General features: G+C 55.6%; 19 protein-coding genes and 1 riboswitch. Of the genes, 7 read left to right on the top strand and 12 right to left on the bottom strand.

Features of this window, described 5'->3' with window-relative positions:
• Window positions 1-5: 5 nt before the first annotated feature.
• From dinF to ACKWMY_RS22230, 3 genes are all read right to left on the bottom strand, one after another.
• Entirely contained in the window at window positions 6-1,346 is a 1,341-nt protein-coding gene (dinF, locus tag ACKWMY_RS22240) for an MATE family efflux transporter DinF (protein WP_074031516.1), read from the bottom strand.
• Window positions 1,347-1,457: 111 nt separating this feature from the next.
• Window positions 1,458-2,066: a transcriptional repressor LexA gene (gene lexA / locus ACKWMY_RS22235; RefSeq protein ID WP_021180815.1), complete on the bottom strand. Its 609-nt coding sequence runs from the start codon at window positions 2,064-2,066 to the stop codon at window positions 1,458-1,460.
• A 123-nt stretch (window positions 2,067-2,189) separates the two neighbouring features.
• On the bottom strand, window positions 2,190-2,558 hold the full coding sequence (locus tag ACKWMY_RS22230) for a diacylglycerol kinase (protein WP_021180816.1): 369 nt from the start codon (window positions 2,556-2,558) through the stop codon (window positions 2,190-2,192).
• Window positions 2,559-2,880: 322 nt separating this feature from the next.
• Between ACKWMY_RS22230 and plsB the strand changes: the two genes are divergently transcribed.
• On the top strand, window positions 2,881-5,346 hold the full coding sequence (gene plsB / locus ACKWMY_RS22225) for a glycerol-3-phosphate 1-O-acyltransferase PlsB (protein WP_098929639.1): 2,466 nt from the start codon (window positions 2,881-2,883) through the stop codon (window positions 5,344-5,346).
• 69 nt (window positions 5,347-5,415) lie between these two features.
• On the opposite strand, the gene ubiA is transcribed toward plsB, so the two are convergent.
• The 6 genes from ubiA to ACKWMY_RS22195 form a co-directional block, all read right to left on the bottom strand.
• On the bottom strand, window positions 5,416-6,282 hold the full coding sequence (ubiA, locus tag ACKWMY_RS22220; protein ID WP_024528013.1) for a 4-hydroxybenzoate octaprenyltransferase: 867 nt from the start codon (window positions 6,280-6,282) through the stop codon (window positions 5,416-5,418).
• A gap of 17 nt (window positions 6,283-6,299) precedes the next feature.
• Window positions 6,300-6,821 (bottom strand): chorismate lyase, encoded by a 522-nt coding sequence (gene ubiC, locus ACKWMY_RS22215; protein WP_021180819.1) that lies wholly within the window; start codon window positions 6,819-6,821, stop codon window positions 6,300-6,302.
• A gap of 301 nt (window positions 6,822-7,122) precedes the next feature.
• Window positions 7,123-8,025, bottom strand: a complete 903-nt coding sequence (malM, locus tag ACKWMY_RS22210) for a maltose operon protein MalM (RefSeq protein WP_409487051.1) — start codon at window positions 8,023-8,025, stop codon at window positions 7,123-7,125.
• Window positions 8,026-8,138: 113 nt separating this feature from the next.
• On the bottom strand, window positions 8,139-9,434 hold the full coding sequence (locus ACKWMY_RS22205) for a maltoporin (protein ID WP_143182293.1): 1,296 nt from the start codon (window positions 9,432-9,434) through the stop codon (window positions 8,139-8,141).
• A 29-nt stretch (window positions 9,435-9,463) separates the two neighbouring features.
• The gene (gene malK, locus ACKWMY_RS22200) at window positions 9,464-10,579 is read right to left on the bottom strand and encodes a maltose/maltodextrin ABC transporter ATP-binding protein MalK (RefSeq protein WP_024528016.1); all 1,116 of its coding nucleotides are present in this window, start codon (window positions 10,577-10,579) and stop codon (window positions 9,464-9,466) included.
• Complete coding sequence (locus ACKWMY_RS22195; RefSeq protein WP_409487050.1) at window positions 10,572-11,546, bottom strand: alpha-amylase family glycosyl hydrolase; 975 nt, start codon at window positions 11,544-11,546, stop codon at window positions 10,572-10,574. Before ACKWMY_RS22195 ends, malK begins: the two co-directional genes overlap by 8 nt.
• A 354-nt stretch (window positions 11,547-11,900) precedes the next feature.
• On the opposite strand from ACKWMY_RS22195, the gene malE reads away from it, so the two are divergent.
• From malE to malG, 3 genes are all read left to right on the top strand, one after another.
• On the top strand, window positions 11,901-13,097 hold the full coding sequence (gene malE / locus ACKWMY_RS22190; protein ID WP_024528018.1) for a maltose/maltodextrin ABC transporter substrate-binding protein MalE: 1,197 nt from the start codon (window positions 11,901-11,903) through the stop codon (window positions 13,095-13,097).
• Window positions 13,098-13,190: 93 nt separating this feature from the next.
• On the top strand, window positions 13,191-14,768 hold the full coding sequence (malF, locus tag ACKWMY_RS22185) for a maltose ABC transporter permease MalF (protein ID WP_409487049.1): 1,578 nt from the start codon (window positions 13,191-13,193) through the stop codon (window positions 14,766-14,768).
• Window positions 14,769-14,780: 12 nt separating this feature from the next.
• Window positions 14,781-15,671 carry a maltose ABC transporter permease MalG gene (malG, locus tag ACKWMY_RS22180; RefSeq protein WP_024528020.1) on the top strand — a complete coding sequence of 297 codons (891 nt, stop codon included), beginning with the start codon at window positions 14,781-14,783 and terminating at the stop codon, window positions 15,669-15,671.
• An 88-nt stretch (window positions 15,672-15,759) separates the two neighbouring features.
• Here the strand turns inward: malG and psiE are convergent, their stop codons facing one another.
• Complete coding sequence (gene psiE / locus ACKWMY_RS22175) at window positions 15,760-16,167, bottom strand: phosphate-starvation-inducible protein PsiE (protein ID WP_021180827.1); 408 nt, start codon at window positions 16,165-16,167, stop codon at window positions 15,760-15,762.
• A 223-nt stretch (window positions 16,168-16,390) separates the two neighbouring features.
• Between psiE and ACKWMY_RS22170 the strand changes: the two genes are divergently transcribed.
• Window positions 16,391-17,827 carry a capsule assembly Wzi family protein gene (locus ACKWMY_RS22170; RefSeq protein ID WP_409487048.1) on the top strand — a complete coding sequence of 479 codons (1,437 nt, stop codon included), beginning with the start codon at window positions 16,391-16,393 and terminating at the stop codon, window positions 17,825-17,827.
• Between the two features lie 62 nt (window positions 17,828-17,889).
• Here ACKWMY_RS22170 and pgi read toward each other — a convergent pair whose 3' ends face one another.
• Window positions 17,890-19,536 (bottom strand): glucose-6-phosphate isomerase, encoded by a 1,647-nt coding sequence (gene pgi, locus ACKWMY_RS22165; RefSeq protein ID WP_024528022.1) that lies wholly within the window; start codon window positions 19,534-19,536, stop codon window positions 17,890-17,892.
• A gap of 337 nt (window positions 19,537-19,873) precedes the next feature.
• A riboswitch (Lysine riboswitch) is annotated at window positions 19,874-20,067 on the top strand.
• Between the two features lie 110 nt (window positions 20,068-20,177).
• Here pgi and lysC point away from each other — a divergent pair.
• Entirely contained in the window at window positions 20,178-21,545 is a 1,368-nt protein-coding gene (lysC, locus tag ACKWMY_RS22160) for a lysine-sensitive aspartokinase 3 (RefSeq protein ID WP_024528023.1), read from the top strand.
• Window positions 21,546-21,784: 239 nt separating this feature from the next.
• Window positions 21,785-22,705, top strand: coding sequence for a ketopantoate/pantoate/pantothenate transporter PanS (panS, locus tag ACKWMY_RS22155; RefSeq protein WP_024528024.1), 921 nt, complete (start codon window positions 21,785-21,787; stop codon window positions 22,703-22,705).
• A gap of 90 nt (window positions 22,706-22,795) precedes the next feature.
• Here panS and ACKWMY_RS22150 read toward each other — a convergent pair whose 3' ends face one another.
• A complete protein-coding gene (locus tag ACKWMY_RS22150; protein WP_024528025.1) occupies window positions 22,796-24,445 on the bottom strand; it encodes a Na/Pi cotransporter family protein in 1,650 nt (549 codons plus the stop codon).
• Between the last annotated feature and the right edge of the window lie 42 nt (window positions 24,446-24,487).

Genomic DNA, 24,487 nt, shown 5'->3' with positions numbered 1-24,487 from the left:
CATCGCTAATGGGGGGATGAAAACCAGGTGCCCTGCACGCTATGACGATGCCATACCCAGCCCAAAGCCGCCCCGCGCAGTGCCAGGAATACCGCCAGAGCCAGCCATAAACCGTGGTTGCCCAATACCGGCAGGGTGAACAACGTCAGCCCGTAGCCCACTGCGGCTACCGCCATGCTGTTACGCATTTCTGCACCACGGGTGGCGCCGATAAACATGCCATCCAGCAGGTAGCACCAAACCCCCACCAGGGGCAGCACTACTTGCCAAGGCAGATAATGATTTGCCAGCGCACGCAATTCCGGCAGCGAGGTTAAGCCCGCCACGATCTGCTGCCCGGCAAACAGATAAATAACGGCAAAACCACAGGCAACCAGGCAAGCCTGCCGACAGGCTGCACGCCATACTTTATGCAGTTGCCGCCCGTCCCGCGCACCATAGGCGTGGCCGGAATGGGCTTCCACCGCGTAGGCAAAACCATCCAGCGCGTAGGCGGTAAAGGTCAGTAAATTCATCAGCACCGCATTCACCGCCACCACTTCTCCGCCCATACGGGCTCCCAGAATGGTTAACGAGGCGAAACACAGTTGCAGTAATAACGAGCGCAGCATAATGTCGCGGTTAAGTGCCAGCAGGCGGCGCAGATCCCCACGCCAGGCGGTACGCAGCATCGCCAGCGAAATCCCCCGCATGCGTAGTACCCGCCATGCTAACCACAAGCCCAGCAACAGCGTGGCGTATTCAGCAATCACCGTGGCAGCCGCGGCCCCCTGCACGTTCCAACCCAGCCCCATCACCAGCCAGATATCCAGCACGATGTTCAGCAGGTTACCGACGATCAGCAAGATCACCGGTGCCCGCACGTACTGAACTCCCAGCAACCAGCCGAGCAGCACCATATTGGCTAATGCCGCCGGAGCGCTGAGCCAGCGGATCTCCAAAAATAGCCTGGCCTGTACCAATACTTCCCGATCGCCCCCCACAATGTTCAGCGCCAAGGTGATCAATGGGGCTCGCAACAGCACAATTGCCAGCCCGGCCACCAGCGCCAACAATAACGGCTGCATAAAGGCGCGAGCCAGCCGGTAGGGATCTTGCGCCCCCAGCGCCTGCGCAGTCAGCCCGGTGGTGCTCATACGCAGGAACAGCAACAACATAAACAGGAAGCTGGTGGCCATTGACCCCACCGCGACCCCGCCAAGGTAGCTAGGGCTATCGAGATGGCCGATAACGGCGGTATCCACCAGGCCAAGCAAGGGCACGGTAATATTGGAGAAAATCATCGGCAACGCCAGGCGCCACAGAGCTTTGTCGGTGTCACTGGTGAAGGCAGAAAGCAGGCGCATGGCGATATGTTCCCGTACAAACATGGATTTTAGCGTAGCTTAGAAATGACATCGCCCCAGAGTTGGGGCGAGGTTGGCCGTTTTAAAGGGCTGTAATACGTGGTAAAGCGGTTAGATCCAGTCGCCGTTGCGGATCACACCCACCGCCAGGCCTTCGATGGTGAAGTTCTGCTGACGCAGATCGACCACAATCGGTTGGAATTCACTGTTTTCTGGCAGCAGTTCGACGACGTTACCGTGTTTCTTCAGGCGCTTGACCGTGACCTCGTCTTCAATACGGGCGACGACAACCTGGCCGTTGCGCACGTCTTGAGTCTTATGTACCGCCAGCAGATCGCCATCCAGGATACCGATATCGCGCATCGACATGCCGCTAACGCGCAGCAGGAAATCGGCATTAGGCTTGAACAGAGAAGGATCCACCTTATAGTGTCCTTCAATGTGCTGCTGAGCCAACAGAGGTTCACCGGCAGCCACACGGCCCACCAGAGGTAACCCCTCTTCATCTTCCATCAGCAGGCGGATACCGCGTGATGCGCCGGAGATGATCTCGATGACGCCTTTGCGAGCCAGCGCCTTCAAGTGCTCTTCTGCAGCATTTGGTGAGCGGAACCCCAGGCGCATTGCGATCTCGGCACGCGTCGGTGGCATGCCCGTTTGCGAAATATGATCGCGAATCAGGTCGTAGACCTCTTGCTGTCTGGTAGTTAGTGCTTTCATTCCGCCCCCTGTTTGTTTATACAGTCTTGCTGTGAGTATATACAGCTAAGTCTGGATTGGGAACCGAAGAATAAATAAAAATCAGCAGGTAGCGAGCGGGATCGCAACGATACCCGCAGGTTTTCACGCCAAATGCTGCCAAAGTACCGAAGCCCAAACGAACAGTGCCAGAATGATTGCCAGCGATACCGCCGCCGAGCCCATATCTTTGGCCCGCCCAGAAAGCTCGTGATATTCCGTACCCACGCGATCGACAACGGCCTCAATCGCGCTGTTGAGGATTTCGACAATCATCACCAGCAGCACCGAGCCGATCAACAAGATGCGCGCGATCGCCCCTACGTCCAGCCAAACCGCCACGATGATAGCCACTACCGTCGCCACCAGTTCCTGGCGGAAGGCGGCTTCGTTCTGCCAGGCGGCGGTTAAACCTTTATAGGAATAGCCTGCTGCTTTAATGATACGCGTCAGGCCAGTTGCTTGATTTGCCATAGTTAAGAACGCCTTTCTCCAAGATGAATCATGTACCCGCATGTCGCCAGCCGCAACGTTCCAGACAGATTTGCCAGCCCAATCACATTTTTATCGCATCGCAGTATACAGCAAGGTTGGAATACCTTAATCACCTAGCTATGTCATACCAATGCCGCGAGAGCATGAATGCGCTAGAGCGGTCAATTTGATATCCATCAGGTATAATTCAACTATGTACTTCCATTGCCGTGAACGGCCGTGGATTTCCCAACGCCACAGATCTGCTACCCGGTTTCTGGTATGCTTGCGGCGAATTGCTAACAAGAGGCTTCACGTTGTCATGTCAGGTTGGCGTAAAATCTATTATAAGATATTGAACTTACCACTAAAAATGTTGGTAAGAAGTAAGGTTATCCCTTCAGATCCGGTCACGGAGTTAGGGTTGGATCCCTCACGACCGATTTTGTATGTTTTACCTTATAATTCCAAGGCGGATTTACTCACCTTGCGCACCCAGTGTCTGGCGCAAGATCTGCCCGATCCCCTTAACCCGTTGGAAATCGATGGCACCGTACTGCCAAGCTACGTGTTTATCCACGATGGCCCACGCGTATTCCGCTATTACACCCCCAAAGAAGAATCGGTAAAACTGTTCCACGATTATCTGGATCTGCACCGCAGCAACCCGGATCTCGATATTCAGATGTTGCCGGTTTCGGTGATGTTTGGCCGCTCCCCAGGGCGCGAAGGCCACGGCACGCCGCACCTGCGCCTGCTGAACGGCGTACAGAAGTTCTTCGCCGTACTGTGGCTGGGGCGCGACAGCTTTGTCCGTTTCTCCAACACCGTGTCCCTACGCCGGATGGCGACCGAACATGGCACCGATAAGACCATCGCGCAAAAACTGGCCCGTGTCGCCCGCATGCACTTCGCTCGTCAGCGCCTGGCCGCCGTTGGGCCAAGCCTGCCTGCCCGTCAGGATCTGTTCAAAAAGCTGCTGTCCTCCAAGGCGATTGAAAAAGCGATCGAAGACGAAGCGCGCAGCAAAAAGATCTCCCACGAAAAGGCCCAGCAGAACGCAATTGCGCTGATGGAAGAGATTGCCGCCGATTTCTCCTATGAAACGGTGCGCCTGTCCGACCGCGTGTTGAGCTGGACCTGGAACCGGCTGTATCAGGGTATCAACGTCACCAACGCCGAGCGTGTGCGTCAGTTGGCGCAGGATGGCCACGAGATCGTCTATGTGCCGTGTCACCGCAGCCACATGGACTATCTGCTGTTGTCCTATGTGCTCTACCATCAAGGGCTGGTGCCACCGCATATCGCAGCGGGTATTAACCTGAACTTCTGGCCTGCCGGGCCGATATTCCGCCGCCTGGGCGCGTTCTTTATCCGCCGCACCTTCAAGGGCAACAAACTCTATTCAACCGTGTTTCGTGAATACCTCGGTGAGCTGTTCACCCGTGGTTACTCGGTAGAATACTTTGTTGAAGGTGGGCGTTCCCGTACCGGCCGCCTGCTGGAACCGAAAACCGGCACCCTGTCGATGACCATTCAGGCCATGCTGCGCGGCGGTACCCGTCCGATCACCCTGGTGCCGATTTATATCGGTTACGAGCACGTGATGGAAGTGGGTACTTACGCCAAAGAGCTGCGTGGTGCGACCAAAGAGAAAGAGAGCCTGCTGCAAATGGTGCGCGGCTTGCGCAAGCTACGCAACCTCGGCCAGGGCTACGTGAACTTTGGCGAACCGCTGCCGTTGACTACCTACCTGAACCAAAACGTCCCGCATTGGCGTGAATCTATCGACCCGATCGAAGCACAGCGCCCAAGCTGGCTGACGCCTGCGGTCAACGATCTGGCGGCTCAGATCATGGTGCGTATCAACAACGCTGCCGCCGCCAACGCCATGAACCTGTGTTCTACCGCGCTGCTGGCCTCACGCCAACGTTCGCTGACCCGTGAGCAGTTGCTTGAGCAGTTGGAATGCTACTTACAGTTAATGCGTAACGTGCCTTATGCACCGGACGCCACCGTACCAACACAAACGCCAGACCAGTTGCTGGATCACGCTTTAAACATGAACAAGTTTGAAGTGGAGAAGGACAACATCGGCGACATCATCATTCTGCCGCGCGAGCAGGCGGTGCTGATGACGTACTATCGCAACAATATCCATCATATGTTGGTACTGCCTTCACTGATCGCGTCTATCGTGATGCATCACCGACGCGTGTCGCGCGTTGAGCTGCTGCGTCAGGTCAGCCTGATCTATCCGATGCTGAAGGCCGAGCTGTTCCTGCGCTACGACAAAGAACAGCTAGCCGAAGTGCTGCAACCGCTGATCGAAGAGTTGATACGTCAGCAGCTGATTTGTAGCAAAGGCGATGAACTGGTGCTGAATCCTGCGCGCATCCGTCCGTTACAGCTGCTGGCCGCCGGGGTTCGTGAAACCCTGCAACGCTATGCCATCACCATGTCGATCCTCAGCGCCAACCCAAGTATCAACCGGGGTGCCCTGGAGAAAGAGAGCCGCATTATGGCCCAGCGTTTGTCGGTGCTGCACGGCATCAACGCGCCGGAGTTCTTCGATAAGGCGGTGTTCTCCACCCTGGTGGCGACGCTGCGTGAAGAAGGCTTTATCAATGATATTGGCGATGCGATCCGCGAGCACACCATGGAGGTTTACACCATGTTGAGCGATCTGATCACCCCGGAAATCAAACTGACCATCGAAAGCGTCAGCATGCCGGAAGAAACCAATACCCCAGCGCTGGCGGCTGAAGTAGTAAAAGAAGACGAGTAACTTGCAGGCCAGTTACCACGAAAAAGGCATCCGATAATGGATGCCTTTTTACTTTCTGCATTGGGCAAATCAAACGTAGCTAAGCGCAATACCGATGAACAACACCAAACCAACGTAGTTGTTATTCAGGAAGGCACGGAAGCAGGCATCGCGCTCGCGGCCAGCCACCTGCTTTTGCTGATGGATAAACAGCGCTCCCGCCAGCAACAGCGACCAGTAAAACGCGCCTCCCAGTTGCACTAGATAACCCACCCACAGCATCAGCAACAGCGTAGCAAACTGCAACAACCCGACGATCAACTTGTCATGGCGGCCAAACAGCACCGCGGTGGACTTGATACCAATCTTCAAATCATCATCACGATCGACCATGGCATACAAGGTATCGTAAGCCACCGTCCAGCAGATATTGGCCAGAAACAGCAGCCAGCAGCTCAGTGGCAGCGACTCGCTGACAGCAGCATAGGCCATCGGGATCGACCAGCCAAACGCCGCCCCTAGCACCACCTGTGGCAGATTGGTCACCCGCTTCATAAACGGGTAAACCCAGGCCAGCGCCAGAGCCGCCAGCGACAGCCAGATGGTCATGGCGTTCAACGTCAACACCAGCGCAAAGGAAACCAGCACCAGCGAGACAAACAGGATCTTGGCCTCTTTTTCGCTGACGCGGCCGCTCGGCATCGGGCGGCCAGCGGTGCGTTTCACATGCCCATCGAAAGCGCGATCGGCATAGTCATTTACCACGCAACCCGCAGCACGCATCAGGAAAACGCCAAGCACAAAGACCAGCAATACCGACGGCGAAGGAACTCCCCCCCCTGCCAACCACAATGCCCACAAGGTGGGCCACAGCAACAATAGCGTGCCAATCGGCTTATCGATACGCATCAGATGGCAATAGGCCTGCCATTTGCTTTGAATCACGCTCCCTTCCAAAGTTCTTTCTCCCCTAATTATGCCGGAGTGCCCTTTTCCACCGCATACAGTGGAGAGGCCGGTAGAAACAGTTCCGTCAGTAACAATGGCTTTCCCGCCAGACGGAGGCGAGAACGCCGCGCCCACAGATCCTTCTGCTGGCCAACATGGATATAATCACGAGTCAGGCTTTCACTGCTGAACAGATAACGGCCCAGTGGCAACGTCCCCAGATCGACCAACGCCAGATCCGGCCCGGTCAGTGTTTCCTGTGGGATCACCGTACGCCCCAGCAACCAAGGCTCGCCGTCACCCAGTAAGACGATCTCACGCAGCCAATAGCGCTCGCTATGTGGCAGATGAACCGCCTCTTCGGCAAGCTGGTCACGAGTGATGAAGCATTCACGCTGAGGTTCTACCTGCACGCGGCCACAATGGCGCTCAAAACGGCGGGTCATGGAACCTAACTCCATCAGCCAATCGCTAACGGCGGCAGGTATTGAGGAATGTTCAGACAGCCACTCAATAGGCGGCAGGATGGGCTCCCTAATGTCAGACATTATGCTACTCCAGGCCGGAGGCTACGTGCCGCGCCAAGCCATACAAACTGTTAACAGAAATTCATTGTAACGCAGAAATGCAAAAGCGGCAGGCAGATTCGTGACGTAACGCGCCCCCCATTATCAGGGGGTAAAACGGCAGGCTGCCGTAGTGGAAGATATCATAACGCGAGGGAGTTCGCGCTGTTGGCGCCAAGCTTGAGCAAGAAAGCCCCCGCCTGCTGGATGTAAGTGACTTGCAGATGAAAAAAGGTGCGCCAAAGCGCACCAATCATCAAGCCAGCATCAGTAGCGTGGGGGATTACCCCTTGCCTTTCACGCTGCCAATAAACGTTTCACGAGCGGTGGTGGAACCCAGTTTTTCGGCCTCATTCATCAGTTTCAGCGCTTTATCGATATCCCCCGCCTTGACCGCCTGTTTAATGCCGTTATTGAAGTAAGCCTCGGTGTCATTGAGCATCGGCTCTGCCGGTGCGGTAGCAACCGGTGCTGGAGCCGCAATTGCCGGAGCGGTGGCCCCCACTACGACCGGTGGCGTTGCCGGAGCCGATTGCAGCATGCCGATCATGATATTGCTGGCGCCTTGTTCTGCCGTCACCTTCAGCTTCAACGTGCCGCTGGTGCTGTGGCTGGCGATCGGATCCGGGATGTCCGGTACCGCGTTACCCACCCCTTGGGCGTAGGCTTTGGCTGGGTTGGTCAGGGTGGTGGTTTTAGCCAGATCCTGCTGAGTGGTGTACACCAACAGATAAATCTGTTTTTGCCCCAGCGCCGGAGTCAGTTTCAACGTGCCCTCCAGCCGATCGGCAGACATCACGCCCGGTGGCTGGTAAGCGAAATAGCTGCTCGGATAATAGGCCGCCGGGCGCATATGTTCATCCAGCACCAATACGCTTGGGGCATAGATTGAGTTTTTATTGGCCAGACTGCTCAGTTGGATTTCCAGCGATCCCCGATCGGCTGGCAGCGCAAATGCGGCAACGGCCCCCTGGATCTGGCCCTGATTGATCTGTGGGCTGACGTTATTGAGTTGGACATCCTGGCTAACCGGCGGCACCAGCGGCTGCCAAGGCAAACTTTGCAGGGTGGCGGCACTGATGGCCGGAGCGACGGAAACATTGGCCGGGGTATCGGCATAGGTCGCCAGCGATGCGCCGACGGTCAACGCCAGAGACAGGCAGAATGACAGTAGATTTTTTTTCATTGTTATTACCCTCTCGCTTTGAGCGTGTATCCCGGCAGCGGGCAGGCAAGCGCACTACTGCCGGTTAAACGGTAAGAGGGAGGGCGTACAGGTGCCCTCCCGTCAAGCCAGTATTACCACCAGATTTCCATCTGGGCACCGAAGGTGACTTCGCTGTCTTTACCACGGCTGAAGGTATGCATGCTGGTATCGTTATAAGCCGTACCTGCGTTGTAGCCCGCACCGGAATCGTTGTTTGCGTAGCCCCACTTCTCATCCCAGTTGGCGTAGGTCGCGAAGACACGGATCGCCGGACGTGACCAGATGCTGTTACCCGCTTGCCACTGTTGTGCCAGGGTGACTTTGTATTGGCCGTTACGATCGCCAGTACGTTGAGACTTCACGTTGTCGTAGCCAACTTCCATCAGGGTGCTCATGATTGGCGTCCATTTGTACATTGGGCGCACGCCCACGGTGTACCAGGTGGTGCCGTTGTCATTATCGCGGTTAACGTCCTGATACATGGCAACGTACATCATTGCCCAATCATCGTTGAAGTCGATGGCACCGTGATCCAGCACGCGGATCATCTTGCCGTTGTCATCAATGGAAGCCCCTTGGCTACGGCCGTTGTTCTGCGCAGTCATGGAATCGGTAGCGTACTGCACCACAAACTTGTTGTAGCCGCCCAGGATGCTCTGGGTATGCTCCGCAGTAAACATCCAACCGTCTTTGCTTGCCCCGTCGGCCAGGTGGTAATGGTCTTGCGCGTTTGCACGGCCATAATCCACACCCAGTTCCAACGTACCGCCCGGGTTCAGCTCAAGGCCAGCCAAACGCAGATCGTAGGTATCGTTGACGGTTGGACGCTCATCACGTTCATTGTCGATATAACCTAAGGAACCACCAGATTCGGTGTTACGAGTCACGGCAGCAGACAGCTTGCCGAAGCCCAGATCGATATTTTCCAGACCGGCACCAGGACCTGAAATGTCCCAGTAGTAGAAGTCGATCATATGGACGTCATGACGTTGATAGAAGCGTTTACCGGCCCACATGTTGGCACCTGGCAACGCGTCGATCAGGTTTTTACCCTGCACGTTAACTTCACGGAAGGCCGGGCTGGTAGATTCCCAGTCAGACTGTTGCGACACGGAATAGGCCACGTTAGTGTCGAAGTAGAAGCTCTTGTCGCCCTCTTTCCACACTTCCTGGCCCAGTTTCAGTTCCGCATAGGTTTCACATTCGTTACCCAGACGGTACTTGCTGCTGGCTCCGGTTGCCTGGAAACACTGTTGTTCACCACCGCTGCCGGTCCAACCGATACCGGAACGTGCGTAGCCGTGGAAATCCACCGCCATCGCTGATGAGGATAAGACACCGGCGGCGACAGCCAGAGTCAGAGGAAGTTTGCGCAGAGTAGTCATCATTATTCTCCTGTTATACAGACCTTGATGCTTTAAACACCCGGTTCCTGATGCAGCCGTTTACACGCCGTCCCATCCTCACGGAACAGGTGGCAGCGGTGTGGCGGCAGGCCGATGGCGAATGTTGCACCTTCTTCTACCAGCACCACGTCGTTCTGGCGGTAAACCAGGTTTTGACGAATTGCCGGAATTTGGATATGGATTTGCGTCTCGTTGCCGAGCTGCTCCACCACCTGTACTTCACCCATCAATGTCACTTCAGATTCGGAACTCGGTAACAGATGTTCTGGGCGGATACCCAACGACAGGTTGGTCCCCACCTCAATGCCCTGCCCTTCAACCGGCAGCCATACCAATTGACGATTAGGCATCGGCAGTTCGATCTGTACCCGCAGCGCTTCCACACCGGTCACTTTCACCGGCAGGAAATTCATTTTCGGCGAGCCGATAAAGCCCGCGACAAAGCGGTTGGCCGGGTAGTGATAGAGTTCCAGCGGCTTACCGATCTGGGCCACACGCCCGGCGTCCAGCACCACGATTTTGTCGGCCAGCGTCATCGCTTCGACCTGGTCGTGAGTGACGTAAATCATGGTGCGCTGCAGCCGCTTGTGCAGACGTGAGATCTCAATGCGCATCTGCACCCGCAGTGCGGCATCCAGGTTGGAAAGCGGTTCGTCCAGCAGGAATACATCGGGTTCAGCCACCAGCGTACGGCCAATCGCCACACGCTGACGCTGTCCACCGGACAGGGCTTTTGGGCGTCGGTCCAGCAAATGCGCTAATTGCAGCACTTCGGACACCTGATTAACCCGCTGATTGATTTCCGCTTTTTTGGCCCCGGCCAGCTTCAGGCCAAATGACATGTTGTCGGCCACGGACAGATGCGGATACAGCGCGTAAGACTGGAACACCATGCCGATACCGCGCTCGGAAGGCGGCACCTCATTCATCCGTTTTTCGCCGATGAACAGATCGCCAGAGGTAATATCCTCCAGCCCGGCGATCATGCGCAGCAACGTTGATTTGCCGCAGCCGGATGGCCCGACAAACACCACAAACTCGCCGTCATCGATAGTCAGATTGACGTCTTTGGAAATCACGACCTCGCCGAAGGCCTTATAAACGCTGCGCAGTGTGACGCTAGCCATGCGTTACTCCCCTGCTTTCGCAGTTAACATTTCGTGTGAAGATGGCGGAACCGAAGCCCGCCAAGACCCATTGATGACCCTCTTGCTGCGCACCGTACTGCCATGCCATAGGCTTGGTCGCCTCAGCCGGTGCGGCCGGCTGAGTATAAGGCTGTAGGTTGATCAGCGCTTCAAGGCATTGATCCTGATGGGTAATAAGTAAGCGAATAACGCCATTTTCCTGGCTGATCTGGTTCAGAACACCACATTGGATCACCGGGTGCTGACGCAGGGCCAACAGGGCCTGGCAGTAACGTAAGGTTGAATGGTGGTCGTGTTGCTGGCGGCTGATGGCCAGCGCACGGTGTTCTATCGCCACCTGTTGATACCAGTGGATTTCTCCTGCGGTGACCTGCTCCGGCGCTTCATGCCAAGGCATCGGGGTTTGTGCCCCCTGCGGCTCTTGCAGCTCCGCCGCGTGTGGCAAGCCCAACTCTTCGCCCTGATACAAACAGATAGGGGCGGGCAGCAAGGCCAACAGAGTCAGGAAAGCCTGCGCAGAACGCAGATCGCCTTGCCCCCAATGGCTGACCACCCGCGGCTGATCGATTTCGCCAGTGCTCCAGACTTTTTCGCCCAGTTGGTGGCGATGCGCATGCAATACCTCCACCAGCTTTTCGCAGCTAAACGGCACCACTTCCAGCGCCAGTGCGCTGCGGGCATAGTGCTGCTCGGGAGCGGCACTGCGGCAGATACGCTGAGTGCCTTCACTGTGCCAAAGTGACAGCCCGTGCCCGGCCACTTCCGCTCCAGCCTCAGGTGATAGCGCCAGCGGCAATAACAACCCGTCCACCGCCAGTGCTTTCAGATAGGGCAGCGCCGCCATCATGCCGTGTACGTCGCCCACACCATCGCCGTTTCCATCGCGGAAACTGACCGGATGGATCTGGTACAACGTGGGGTGAGTAGCGGTACGCACTGGTGACATAGGTCAGGGTTCCTGCAGCGTTAGGCGGTAAAAATCAATGTTGCCAATAGTGAGGTAATGGCAAGGAGGGGTAATCATCCGTAACAGGATTTTTCATGGGGGAGGAGATGGGAGGATGAGAGAACGACGATGCGCGGCGAAAGTTCCCGGCATAAGGCAAATCTGTGATCTTCCTTGCAAAAATAGCCCTGCCTTTTAGTGTCCGACACCACAGAATAGGGCGGTTTGCTAGCTGGATCACACTACTCAGGCATGGGGCGTAGACGGGGGGAGGATGAGAACACAGCGGGTTGTGACCCACTATTAGCGCGTAACCGCTCTCCTTACCGCAGTCCCCACAGAAGGATTGGATTTATGAATCGCACAATGACAACAACCGTACGCACGCTGGCGCTTTCAGCATTAACGACGCTGGTGCTCTCCTCCTCCGCTTTCGCCAAAATAGAAGAAGGCAAACTGGTTATCTGGATCAACGGCGATAAAGGCTATAACGGCCTGGCCGAGGTAGGTAAAAAGTTTGAGAAAGACACCGGCATCAAAGTGACCATCGAACACCCGGACAAACTGGAAGAGAAGTTCCCGCAGGTTGCCGCTACCGGTGACGGCCCGGATATCATCTTCTGGGCTCACGACCGTTTTGGGGGCTACGCGCAATCGGGCCTGTTAGCAGAAATCCATCCTTCCAAAGCCTTCCAGGAAAAAATCTATCCGTTCACCTGGGATGCGGTACGCTTTGACGGCAAGCTGATCGGTTACCCGATCGCGGTGGAAGCCCTGTCGCTGATTTATAACAAAGACCTGATCAAAGAAGCGCCAAAAACCTGGGAAGAGATCCCGGCGCTGGATAAAGAGCTGCGTGCCAAAGGCAAAAGCGCCATCATGTGGAACCTGCAAGAACCCTACTTCACCTGGCCAGTTATTGCCGCCAATGGCGGTTATGCCTTCAAGTTTGAAGATGGCAAATACAACATCAAAGACGTGGGCGTAGCCAACGCCGGTTCACAGGCTGGCCTGCAGTTCATCGTCGATCTGGTGAAAAACAAGCACATCAACGCCGATACCGACTACTCGATTGCCGAAGCCGCCTTCAACAAGGGCCAGACGGCGATGACCATCAACGGGCCTTGGGCCTGGACCAACATCGAGCAAAGCAAAATCAACTATGGCGTCACGCTGCTGCCAACCTTCCAGGGCAAACCGTCCAAGCCGTTCGTTGGCGTGCTGACCGCAGGCATCAACGCCGCCAGCCCTAACAAAGAACTGGCGACCGAGTTCCTGGAGAACTACCTGATTACCGATCAGGGCCTAGCTGACGTTAACAAAGATAAACCGTTGGGTGCCGTGGCGCTGAAATCGTTCCAGGAACAGCTGGCAAAAGATCCGAAGATTGCCGCCACCATGCAGAACTCGCAAAACGGCGAAATCATGCCAAACATCCCGCAGATGAGTACCTTCTGGTATGCGATGCGTAGCGCCGTGATCAACGCCATCACGGGCCGCCAGACGGTGAAAGCCGCACTGGAAGATGCTCATACCCGTATCACCAAGTAATACCCTGGCCATTGGCGGGCTGTGATGCCCGCCTTTGCCCTGCTGTGTGAGAGGCCGTTGGCCTCTCGCGGTAACACCTGAAAGGAAAGCCCTATGCAACTTGCTCACGCCGGAACATCCGCGCGAAAAAAATCGAAGTGGTGGCAGAGTGACATACTGAAATGGCTGATTGTCGGCCTGTTCAGCCTGGTAACCTGCTATCTGATTGTGGTGATGTATGCACAGGGAGAATATCTGTTCGCCATCCTGACGCTGGTGTTGGTCAGTGCCGGGCTCTACGTGTTCGCCAACCGCCGTGCCTATGCCTGGCGCTACGTCTATCCTGGCGTCGCCGGAATGGGGCTGTTCGTCCTGTTCCCGCTGATTTGCACCATCGCCATCGCCTTTACCAACTACAGTAGCACCAACCAGCTGACCTTCGAACGCGCTCAGTCGGTGCTGATGCAACGCCAATTCCAGACCGGTAAAACCTTCACCTTTGGACTGTATCCGGCAGAAAACCAACAGTGGCGTTTGCAGTTAACTCATCCAGATAGCGGCCAACTACTGATATCCGCGCCGTTTAGCCTCAACGCCAGTGAGCCACAAACGTTGAAATTGGCGGTTGAAAGCGCTGAACCCGCCGGTGAGCGCGCTACGCTGCGCGTGATCACCCAGAATCGCCAGACGCTGAGCCAGATTGTTGCCATCCTGCCAGAAGGTGGCGAGTTGCGCATGAGCTCCCTGCGCCAGTTCTCCGGCACCAGCCCGTTGTACACGCTAGCCAAAGACGGCAGCACGCTGACCGATAACCAGACCCAGGTACAATATCGCCCTAACCCGGAGATCGGTTTTTATCAGGCCGTTAACGCCGAGGGCCATTGGGCGACCGACACCCTCAGCCCGGGTTATACCGTCACCATCGGCTGGAAAAACTTCTTACGGGTGCTCAACGATGAAGGCATCCAGAAGCCGTTTATCTCCATCTTTGTCTGGACCATTATTTTCTCGGTGATGACCGTGATCCTCACCGTGGCCGTAGGCATGGTGCTGGCCTGCGTGGTGCAGTGGGAAGCGCTAAAAGGCAAAGCGGTGTATCGGGTATTACTGATCCTGCCCTACGCGGTGCCTTCGTTTATTTCCATTCTGATTTTCAAAGGGTTATTTAACCAGAGCTTCGGTGAAATCAACCTGATGCTCAACGCGCTGTTCGGCATTAAACCGGCCTGGTTCACCGATCCACTCACCGCCAAAAGCATGATCCTGGTCGTCAATACCTGGCTGGGTTATCCGTACATGATGATCCTGTGTATGGGCCTGCTGAAAGCCATTCCCGACGATCTGTATGAAGCCTCGGCAATGGACGGCGCCAGCCCGATGCAGAATTTCTTCCGTATCACCCTGCCGCTGCTGATCAAGCCGTTGACGCCGCTGATGATTGCCAGCTTTGCCTTCAACTTTAACAACTTCGTGCTAATCCAACTGCTGACCCGCGGCGGACCAGACATGATCGGCACCACCACACCGGCCGGCTATACCGATCTGTTGGTGAGCTACACCTATCGCATCGCGTTTGAAGGCGGTGGGGGTCAGGACTTCGGGCTGGCGGCGGCCATTGCCACGCTGATTTTCCTGTTGGTTGGCGCACTGGCGATCCTGAACCTGAAAGCCAGCAAAATGAACTTTGACTAAGGGAGAACGACAATGGCCATGGTGCAACCCAAATCCCAGCGCGTACGCCTGTGGATCACCCATATTCTGATGCTGAGCTTTATTGCCCTGATCATGTTCCCGTTGCTGATGGTGGTGGCGATTTCGCTACGCTCCGGTAACTTTGCCACCGGCAGTCTGATCCCGGATCAAATCTCTTGGGATCACTGGCGGCTGGCGCTAGGGATGAGCGTTACCCAGGCGGATGGCAGCGTCACTCCACCGCCTTTCCCTGTACTGTTATGGCTGTGGAACTCGATTAAAGTCGCGGCGATCACCGCAGTGGGGATCGTGACGCTCTCTACCACCTGTGCCTACGCCTTTGCCCGCATGCGTTTTCGTGGCAAAAGTACCCTGCTGAAAAGCATGCTGATCTTCCAGATGTTCCCGGCAGTGCTGTCTTTGGTTGCACTGTATGCCCTGTTCGATCGTCTGGGGCAGTACATTCCGTTTATCGGCCTCAATACCCATGGCGGTGTGATATTCGCCTATATGGGCGGTATTGCGCTGCACGTCTGGACCATTAAAGGCTACTTCGAAACCATCGATAACTCGTTGGAAGAAGCCGCCGCCCTGGACGGTGCCACGCCTTGGCAAGCGTTCCGCCTGGTGCTGCTGCCCCTTTCAGTCCCGATCCTGGCGGTGGTGTTTATTCTGTCGTTTATCGCGGCAATCACCGAGGTGCCAGTAGCTTCACTGTTGTTACGCGACGTAAACAGCTACACGCTGGCCGTCGGCATGCAGCAATATCTGAATCCGCAGAACTATCTATGGGGTGACTTTGCCGCCGCAGCGGTGTTGTCCGCCATTCCGATCACTGCAGTATTCCTGCTGGCGCAGCGCTGGTTGGTCGGTGGCCTGACGGCGGGAGGGGTGAAAGGTTAATTTATGCCACTGCAATACGTTTGATGTACTTTGTTTCTCTCTATGAACTGTGTCTTTGGCGGCCTTCGCTGGGCCGCCATTTTTATGGTTACTCCCGCTTCAGCCGATCGGTATTGGCCAGATACAAGGTCACCACCAGTAATAATATGGCGCCGGAATAAACCAGCGTGTCGAAAGGGTTCTCATGATCAACGATGATCAAACGAATAATCGCGGTGATGCCAATATAGATAAAGTAGCGTAGCGGGAAGTGATAGCCCGACTCAAAGTATTTAACAATCAAGGCAATAAATTCGAAGTAGAGGAAATAAATCACGATCCCCTCAATCAACTGGTACGAAGAAGACTCCTCGTTACTGACGAATAATACTTTCGCCAAATGAAAGGTTTCTTTGACCAAAAAAACTACCAGAATCGCCGCCAATAGCAGCAACCCCACGTTTAGTACCCGCTGTAGCCCTTTTGCGATCATCAATGATCGTGATGTTTTTGCCATGACTTCTCCCGTCGTTCGGCCAGTTATAAGTGCAGAAATGCCTAATGGGCTTTTTCCTAAAGTTGCCCTGAGGGTTTATCTTCAGGCGAACCACCCTATTTTCAATCAGTTGCATGAATTGATTACGCTTGTATATATTTGTAGCAAATTGAAATGTCCTCTATCATGGGCGCAGTCTCAGGCATTATGCCTCTAAATTCCCGTAATCTAGAAAGGAACTTTCATGCGAGCTAAACTCCACGCACTGGTCGCGGCAGGCCTTTTCACCTGTTCGTTTGCCAGCTACGCCGGCGGACTGGTGACTCCTGATAACGATCTGCGCAATGACCTCGCCTGGTTATCCGATCGCGGTGTGATTAACGTCAGCCTGTCTACCTGGCCGCTAAGCCAGGAAGAGATCAACTCGGTGCTGGCGCAAGCCAAGCCGGTGACCAACACAGAAAAAACCGTCATTGACCGCGTACAGCGCCGGGTGGGTGACTTAAAAGCCAATATTACCGTCACCGGTTATACCTCTACCGACAAGCCTGGCACGCCGCAGGGCTTCGGTCAGAGTCACTATGCCGACAGCAGCCTGACCATCGGCGCTGGCGCCAACGGTGAGTTCTGGGACGTGCGTCTGCAAGGTGCCGTGGAAGGCGATCAGCGCGTCTCCGATGGTTCCAAATTCAACCTGAACGGCTCATACGGTGCCATCAAAGTGTGGAACCAGTGGCTGTCATTCGGTGAAGTCTCTCAATGGTGGGGTCCTGGCTATGACGGCAGCCTGATCCGGTCCGACGCGGCACGCCCGGTGGCTGGCTTTATGCTGCAACGTGCCGATCAATCCCCGTTTGAAACGCCTTGGCTGTCCTGGATTGGTCGTTGGCAATATCAGATCACCGCAGGTCAACTGTCACAATATACCGCAGTACCTAACACCAAACTGATCGGTGGCCGTCTGACCATGATGCCAACCGACTTCCTGGAACTGGGTGCCTCACGCATTATGCAGTGGGGTGGCGATGGTCGTCCGCAATCCTTCAGCTCATTCTGGGACGCCTTTGCTGGCCGCGATAACGACGACTCCGGCCAAGGTAACGATCCGGGCAACCAGCTTGCCGGTTTCGACTTCAAGCTGAAAATGCAGCCGTTGATCGGTATGCCGGTCAGCCTGTATGGCCAGTTGGTGGGGGAAGATGAGGCCGGCTACCTGCCATCACAAAACACCTACCTGCTCGGCCTGGAAGGTCACCCAGAGTGGGGCCCAACCGTTATCAACTGGTATATCGAAGGGGCTGATACTCGCGCCGATATGAGCCGTAAGGGTTATGTTTATACACATCATAACTATAAAGACGGCTACTACCAGCAGGGTTACCCGCTGGGTCACGCTATGGGCGGTGACGGGCAAATGCTGTCCGGCCGTGTCGAACTGGTGCTGGACGATGGCCAGCGCTGGAGCACTCGCCTGGTGTATGCCAAGGTGAACCCGCTGAACCAGAGCATCAACCAGGCATTCCCGAAATCTGACACGCTGAAAGGCATTCAGTTGGGTTGGGGTTATAACTTCGCTTCACAAGTGAAGTTTGATACCAGCCTGTGGTACACCGATAACAACAACAGCACCGCCGATGACGTGGGTGCCGGTGTCAGCATGGCAGTACCAATCAATCTGTAATCCCTACAGATATCAAAAAACCCGCCGCGGCGGGTTTTTTATTGGCGGCTATTCAGAGCAACTTAACGCCAGGCTTTAAAGCGATTGATCAAGCCGTTGGTTGAGGTGTCGTGGCTGGTCACCGCTTCTTTACCCGCCAGTTCCGGCAGAATACGGTTAGCCAGCTGTTTACCCAGCTCTACGCCCCATTGGTCGAAGGTGAAGATATTGAGGATCGCGCCCTGGGTGAAGATCTTGTGCTCATACAGGGCAATCAGGCTACCCAGGCTGAATGGGGTGATCTCACGCAGCAGGATGGAGTTGGTTGGGCGGTTGCCTTCAAACACTTTGAATGGGGCAACGTGCTTGACCTCTTCCGGCGTTTTACCCTGTGCGGCGAACTCTTCCTCAACCACGTCCAGAGATTTACCGAACGCCAGCGCTTCCGTCTGTGCGAAGAAGTTCGACAACAGTTTGGCATGGTGGTCGCTCAGCGGATTATGGCTGATGGCCGGAGCGATAAAGTCGCAAGGCACCAGCTTGGTCCCCTGATGGATCAGCTGATAGAACGCATGTTGGCCGTTGGTGCCTGGTTCACCCCAGATAATCGGGCCGGTCTGGTAATCTACCGGATTGCCGTTACGGTCAACGTATTTGCCATTAGACTCCATGTTGCCCTGTTGGAAATAAGCGGCAAAACGGTGCATATACTGGTCGTACGGCAGGATCGCTTCGGTCTCTGCACCGAAGAAATTGTTGTACCAGATACCGATCAGCGCCAACAGCACCGGCAGGTTTTGCTCGGCAGGCGTCTGGGCAAAGTGCTTGTCCATCTCATGCGCGCCGCTCAGCAACTGCTCGAAGTTTTCAAAGCCCAAAGACAGCGCGATAGACAGGCCGATTGCCGACCACAGAGAGTAACGGCCCCCCACCCAGTCCCAGAATTCGAACATATTGTCGGTGTCGATACCAAACTCGGCCACCGCTTTACCGTTGGTAGACAGCGCGGCGAAGTGTTTCGCGACGTGCTGCTGATCGCCAGCGGTGCTCAGGAACCAGTCGCGCGCGCTGTGGGCGTTGGTCATGGTTTCCTGAGTCGTGAAGGTTTTAGACGCCACCAGGAACAGCGTAGTCGCCGGATCCAACGGTTTTAGCGTTTCGGCGATATGGGTGCCGTCTACGTTGGAAACAAAGTGCATGTTCAGGTGGTTTTTATAGGGGCGCAGCGCTTCGGTTGCCATATAAGGGCCGAGATCTGAGCCGCCGATGCCGATGTTGACCACGTCGGTAATCGGTTTGCCGGTGTAACCTTTCCAGTCACCACCGATGACACGGTCGCAGAACTGTTTCATCTTCGCCAGCACCGCATTGACTTCTGGCATCACGTCCTTGCCATCAACAATGATTGGCGTGTTGCTGCGGTTACGCAGGGCAACATGCAGCACGGCACGATCTTCCGTACGGTTGATTTTCTCACCGGAGAACATCGATTTGATCGCGCTTTGCAGGTCAGTTTCTTTCGCCAGTGCCTGCAGCTTCTCCAGGGTTTCTGCGGTGATGCGGTTTTTGGAGTAATCCACCAGCATCTGATCGTTGAAAGTGGCAGAGAACTTGGAGAAACGCTCACTATCCTGAGCAAACAGGTCACGGATCTGGACGTCTTTGATTTGTTCGAAATGTTGCTGCAGGGCTTGCCAAGCAGCGGTTTGACTAGGATTGATATTTTTCATAGCGGCGCTCTTATGCTTGAGAATGAATATGAGGTGATGGACCGATTGTAGCCTGTTCGCCTGTGATTATGATCTCTTTTCTTGCGATAGGCGTTAACTCTCAGACCGCCGCACCCCATTTTTACCTTTCCACAACAATCTGCTGATATTTCACCTAACAGCCTGTTATCACAACGCTGAAACGTCCCTCTCACCACGCTTTTCTCTTGATGCGCAGTCCGCAATATTCGGTCGCTCTGCTCCCCGCTGAGCGCAGATGAAAATCCCTCAGCGTCTTCCCGTTGACAGTAGCCAATAAACCCGTTATTCCTAACAGCCTACTTGCACATCCACTGTGCAAGCCAGAAGAGGCGCGTCGCCCAGGTAGAGTGTCAGAGGAGCCATTATCCGATGACGGCACTGGAGGGGGAGCGACGCCGAGGCGAGATGCTTACGGCAACCATCACGTCGGCTACAGGGGCTGAATCCCCTGAGTTGTCACCATGGGCTGCTCTGAATGAGCAGTCAGCAAGGTGGGGCGCTTCTGGGTGTATCGTAGCCTCAACCTCTACGCCTGCTCCCTGTTTACCGCTCTTCCCTTGTGCCAAGGCTTATGGAAATTAAATGCCAATTTGAATGGCGTCCCTGACACGAGGTTTTACATGACTCAAGCAGCACCCCAAAACGCAACCGTAGTAGCCAAATTCGGCGGCACCAGCGTGGCCGATTTCGAGGCGATGAACCGCAGCGCCGACGTGGTTCTTTCCAATCCCGATGTCCGCTTGGTAGTTCTGTCCGCCTCTGCCGGTATCACCAACCTGTTGGTGGCCCTGGCCGAAGGCTGCGACACCGACAAGCGCAACGAACAACTGGCCGAAATCCGCCGCATTCAATACGCCATTCTCGATCGCCTCGATAACCCGATGGTGGTTCGCGAAGAAATCGACCGCATGCTGGAAAATATCACCACGCTGTCGGAAGCCGCTGCGCTGGCCACCTCAGCCGCACTGACCGATGAACTGGTTAGCCATGGCGAGCTGATGTCTACCCTGCTGTTTGTGGAAATTCTGCGCGATCGTAAGGTACAGGCAGAATGGTTCGATGTGCGTAAAGTGATGCGTACCGACGACCATTTCGGCCGCGCCGTACCGGACAGCGCCGCGCTGACCGAGTTGGCTCAAACCCTGTTGAAGCCGCGCCTGCAACAGGCGTTGGTGATCACCCAGGGCTTTATCGGCTGCGAACCCAAAGGCCGTACCACTACGCTGGGCCGTGGTGGCAGTGACTTTACTGCGGCCCTGCTGGGTGAAGCATTAAACGTCAGCCGCGTGGATATCTGGACTGATGTTCCGGGTATTTATACCACCGACCCACGGGTGGTGCCTGCCGCCAAACGTATCGATAAAATTGCCTTTGAAGAAGCGGCGGAAATGGCCACCTTCGGTGCCAAAGTGCTGCACCCGGCCACTCTGCTACCTGCCGTGCGCAGCAACATCCCGGTCTTTGTCGGCTCAAGCAAAGATCCTGCCGCGGGTGGCACGCTGGTGTGCAATACCACGGAAAACCCGCCGCTATTCCGCGCGCTTGCCTTACGCCGCAAGCAAACCCTTCTGACGCTGCACAGCCTGAACATGTTGCATGCACGCGGCTTCCTGGCCGAGGTGTTCAACATTCTGGCCCGGCATAATATCTCGGTCGATCTGATCACTACTTCTGAAGTCAGCGTGGCATTAACCATGGATACCACCGGTTCCACCACCACTGGCGGCAGCCTGTTAACCACCTCTCTGCTCACCGAACTGTCCTCGCTGTGCCGGGTGGAAGTGGAAGAAAATCTGGCCCTGGTCGCCCTGATCGGCAACAAGCTGTCACAGGCCTGCGGCGTCGGTAAAGAGGTGTTCGGCGTACTGGATCCGTTCAATATCCGCATGATCTGTTACGGAGCCAGCAGCTATAACCTGTGCTTCCTGGTGCCGGGCGATGATGCGGAGCGCGTGGTACAAACGCTGCATCACAATCTGTTTGAGTAAGCTCCTCACCCTAACCCTCTCCTTTAGTGAGAGGGCACTGAACGTGCCACAGGTTAATATCTGCACCTACCTGTAGCCCCCTCTCCCCACCACAGTACAACAGGCATCCCTGGACGCCATATCGGGAGAGGGCCGGGTGAGGGGAGATCGATTGGCCTGAACTGAATCTACAGAGGCCCAGCGCACTGGGCCCACCACAACACACACCCGTTCAATATTGGCAAAGGATAACCCCTCTCATGCTGGCAAAAATCACACGCTTATTCCCATTATGGGCCGTGCTGCTGTCCATTGCGGCCTACTACACCCCGTCGACCTTTACCGGTATCAGCCCTTACGTCAGTACGCTGCTGATGCTGATCATGTTTGCCATGGGCGTCACCCTGCGCCTGGATGACTTCAAGCGTGTTCTGTCGCGTCCCGGTCCGGTAGCGGCGGGGATCTTCCTGCATTACCTGATTATGCCGCTGGCCGCCTGGCTGCTGGCGATGCTGTTCCGTATGCCGCCGGATCTCTCCGCCGGTATGGTGCTGGTAGGCAGCGTAGCCAGCGGCACCGCCTCCAACGTGATGATCTATCTGGCTAAAGGCGATGTCGCCCTGTCAGTGACCATTTCGGCCGTTTCTACGCTGGTTGGTGTCTTTGCCACCCCACTGCTGACACGCCTGTATGTCGATGCAAAAATCAGCGTGGATATCATGGGGATGTTATTCAGCATTCTGCAGATCGTGGTGATCCCGATTGGGCTGGGCCTGATCGTCCACCACAGCTTCACCAAAACCGTCAAGCGGGTTGAACCCTATCTACCAGCCCTGTCGATGGTGTGTATTGTGGCGATCATCAGTGCGGTGGTCGCGGGTAGCCAGAGTCATATTGCCTCGGTAGGCTTTGTGGTGATTATTGCGGTGATCCTGCATAACGGGATTGGGTTATTGAGCGGCTACTGGGGTGGGAAACTGTTTGGGTTCGATGAGTCCACCTGCCGTACGCTGGCCATTGAAGTCGGTATGCAAAACTCCGGACTGGCGGCAACGCTGGGCAAGATCTACTTCTCACCACTGGCCGCGCTGCCGGGTGCATTGTTCTCGGTGTGGCACAACCTCTCCGGCTCACTGCTGGCAGGTTACTGGTCAGGTCGCCCGATCAAGAAACAGGATTAATAGCAAACAGGCTCACAAGGGGCGTAGCATGCGGCGCCCCTACGGTCGACTTTGTCATCAATCTGAGGGCCATTAACGGCCCTTCATTCACTATGGCGTTCTAGGACTTTCCTCCCAGTCACGGTCATCGTCTTTCTCATCCTGATCAAGCGCGTTATAGGCCACCGCGCAGAACAGTGAGTTAAGCCGCTTCATATCCCCCAACAACGCCAGATGCAGCGAGCTGGTTTCGATACTTTGCACGTTTTGCTGATGCAGGCGATCGACGTGCGCATGGGCATAACGACGATCCAGAATGCGGAAACGGTGCTTGGAGCGGCGTAACCGCTTGGCACTGGTGATATCACCGGAGAGAAACACCGACAGGCTAAGGCGCAGATTGTCAGTCAACTTTTCATGCAGTTGGTCCAGTTCGGCCAGGCCTTCGGCGGAGAACGAACTGCGCGCGCCATGTGATTGATCCGCCACGTCACTAGCCATACGTTCGATAATATCGCCAGCCTGCTCCAGGTTGAGGGCCATTTCGATGATCTCTGCCCAACGGCGCGAATCCGCCTCTCCCAGGTCTTCCTTCTGGATCTGCGCCAGGTAGAGTTTGATGGCGGTATACAACACGTGAACGTCATCGTCCAGACGGCGAACTTCTTTGGCCTGGATGCGCTTACCATGCAATACCTCATGGTGCAGGATCATCATATGTTCTATTACGTCCCCCATCCGCAGGGTTTCGCGCGCCGCATTAGCCAGTGCCAAACTTGGCGTATCCAGGGCACTGACGTCGAGGTGGCGTGGCCGCAAACGGGGATCTTCCGTAGGAGCATCGACGATCCACGTTTCGCACAAGCGCGCCATCGGCCCTGACAACGGCACCTGTAGCAGACAACGCACCAGGTTGTAGAACATGTGGAAATAGATCACCAACTCTTCTGCATTACCAGGCAGCCGCTCAATACCGTGCGCAATCAGGGAAACAAACGGCAGCACCAGCGCACTGCCCAACAGTTTGAACAACAGGCTACCCAGCGCCACGCGACGTCCTGCGGCATTCTGGCCGCTGGTGTTCAACATCACCAACAGGCCGCTGCCCAGGTTGGCACCAATCACCAGGCACAGCGCCACCTGTAGAGAAATCACGCCCGAGGCGGTCAACGTCGCGGTTAACAGCACCGCTGCCAGGCTGGAATAGCTGATGATGGCGAACAAGGCACCGATCAGCGCGTCAAGCATCACATCGCCGGTCAATGACGAGAAGATCACTTTGACGCCATAGCCCTGTGTGATCGGCGTAGCGGCGGCCACAATCAGTTCCAGCGCCAATACAATCAGGCCAAGACCAATGGCGACTCGGCCCATCTGACCTACGCGGGTTTGCTTGCGGCTAAGGAATAAAATCACGCCGACAAAAATCAGCAGCGGCGAAAGCCAGGAGAGATTGAACGTCAGCACCCGCGCCATGATCGCCGTGCCAACATCGGCCCCCAGCATAATCACCAGCGCAGGCCCAAGACCCACCAGCCCTTGAGCCACAAAAGAAGAAACCAGCAACGCCGTCGCATTACTACTTTGCACCAACGCGGTTACGCCAATACCTGCCACAAAAGCCAGCGGTTTTTTCTCTATGCTGCTGCTCAGAACCTGGCGCAAATTGGCACCATAGACCCGCATAATGCCGGTACGAACGATGTGAGTTCCCCATACCAGCATGGCAATGGCGGAAAGCAGATTAAGAAGGGTCAACACGGAAGGCTCACTCCATTGACGCCCGGCAGGCACCACAGGCTA

The sequence above is a fragment of the Serratia sp. J2 genome (assembly GCF_046269175.1).
Taxonomy (GTDB): Bacteria; Pseudomonadota; Gammaproteobacteria; order Enterobacterales; family Enterobacteriaceae; genus Chania; species Chania fonticola_C.
This window is presented reverse-complemented; position numbering and strand designations above follow the sequence as displayed.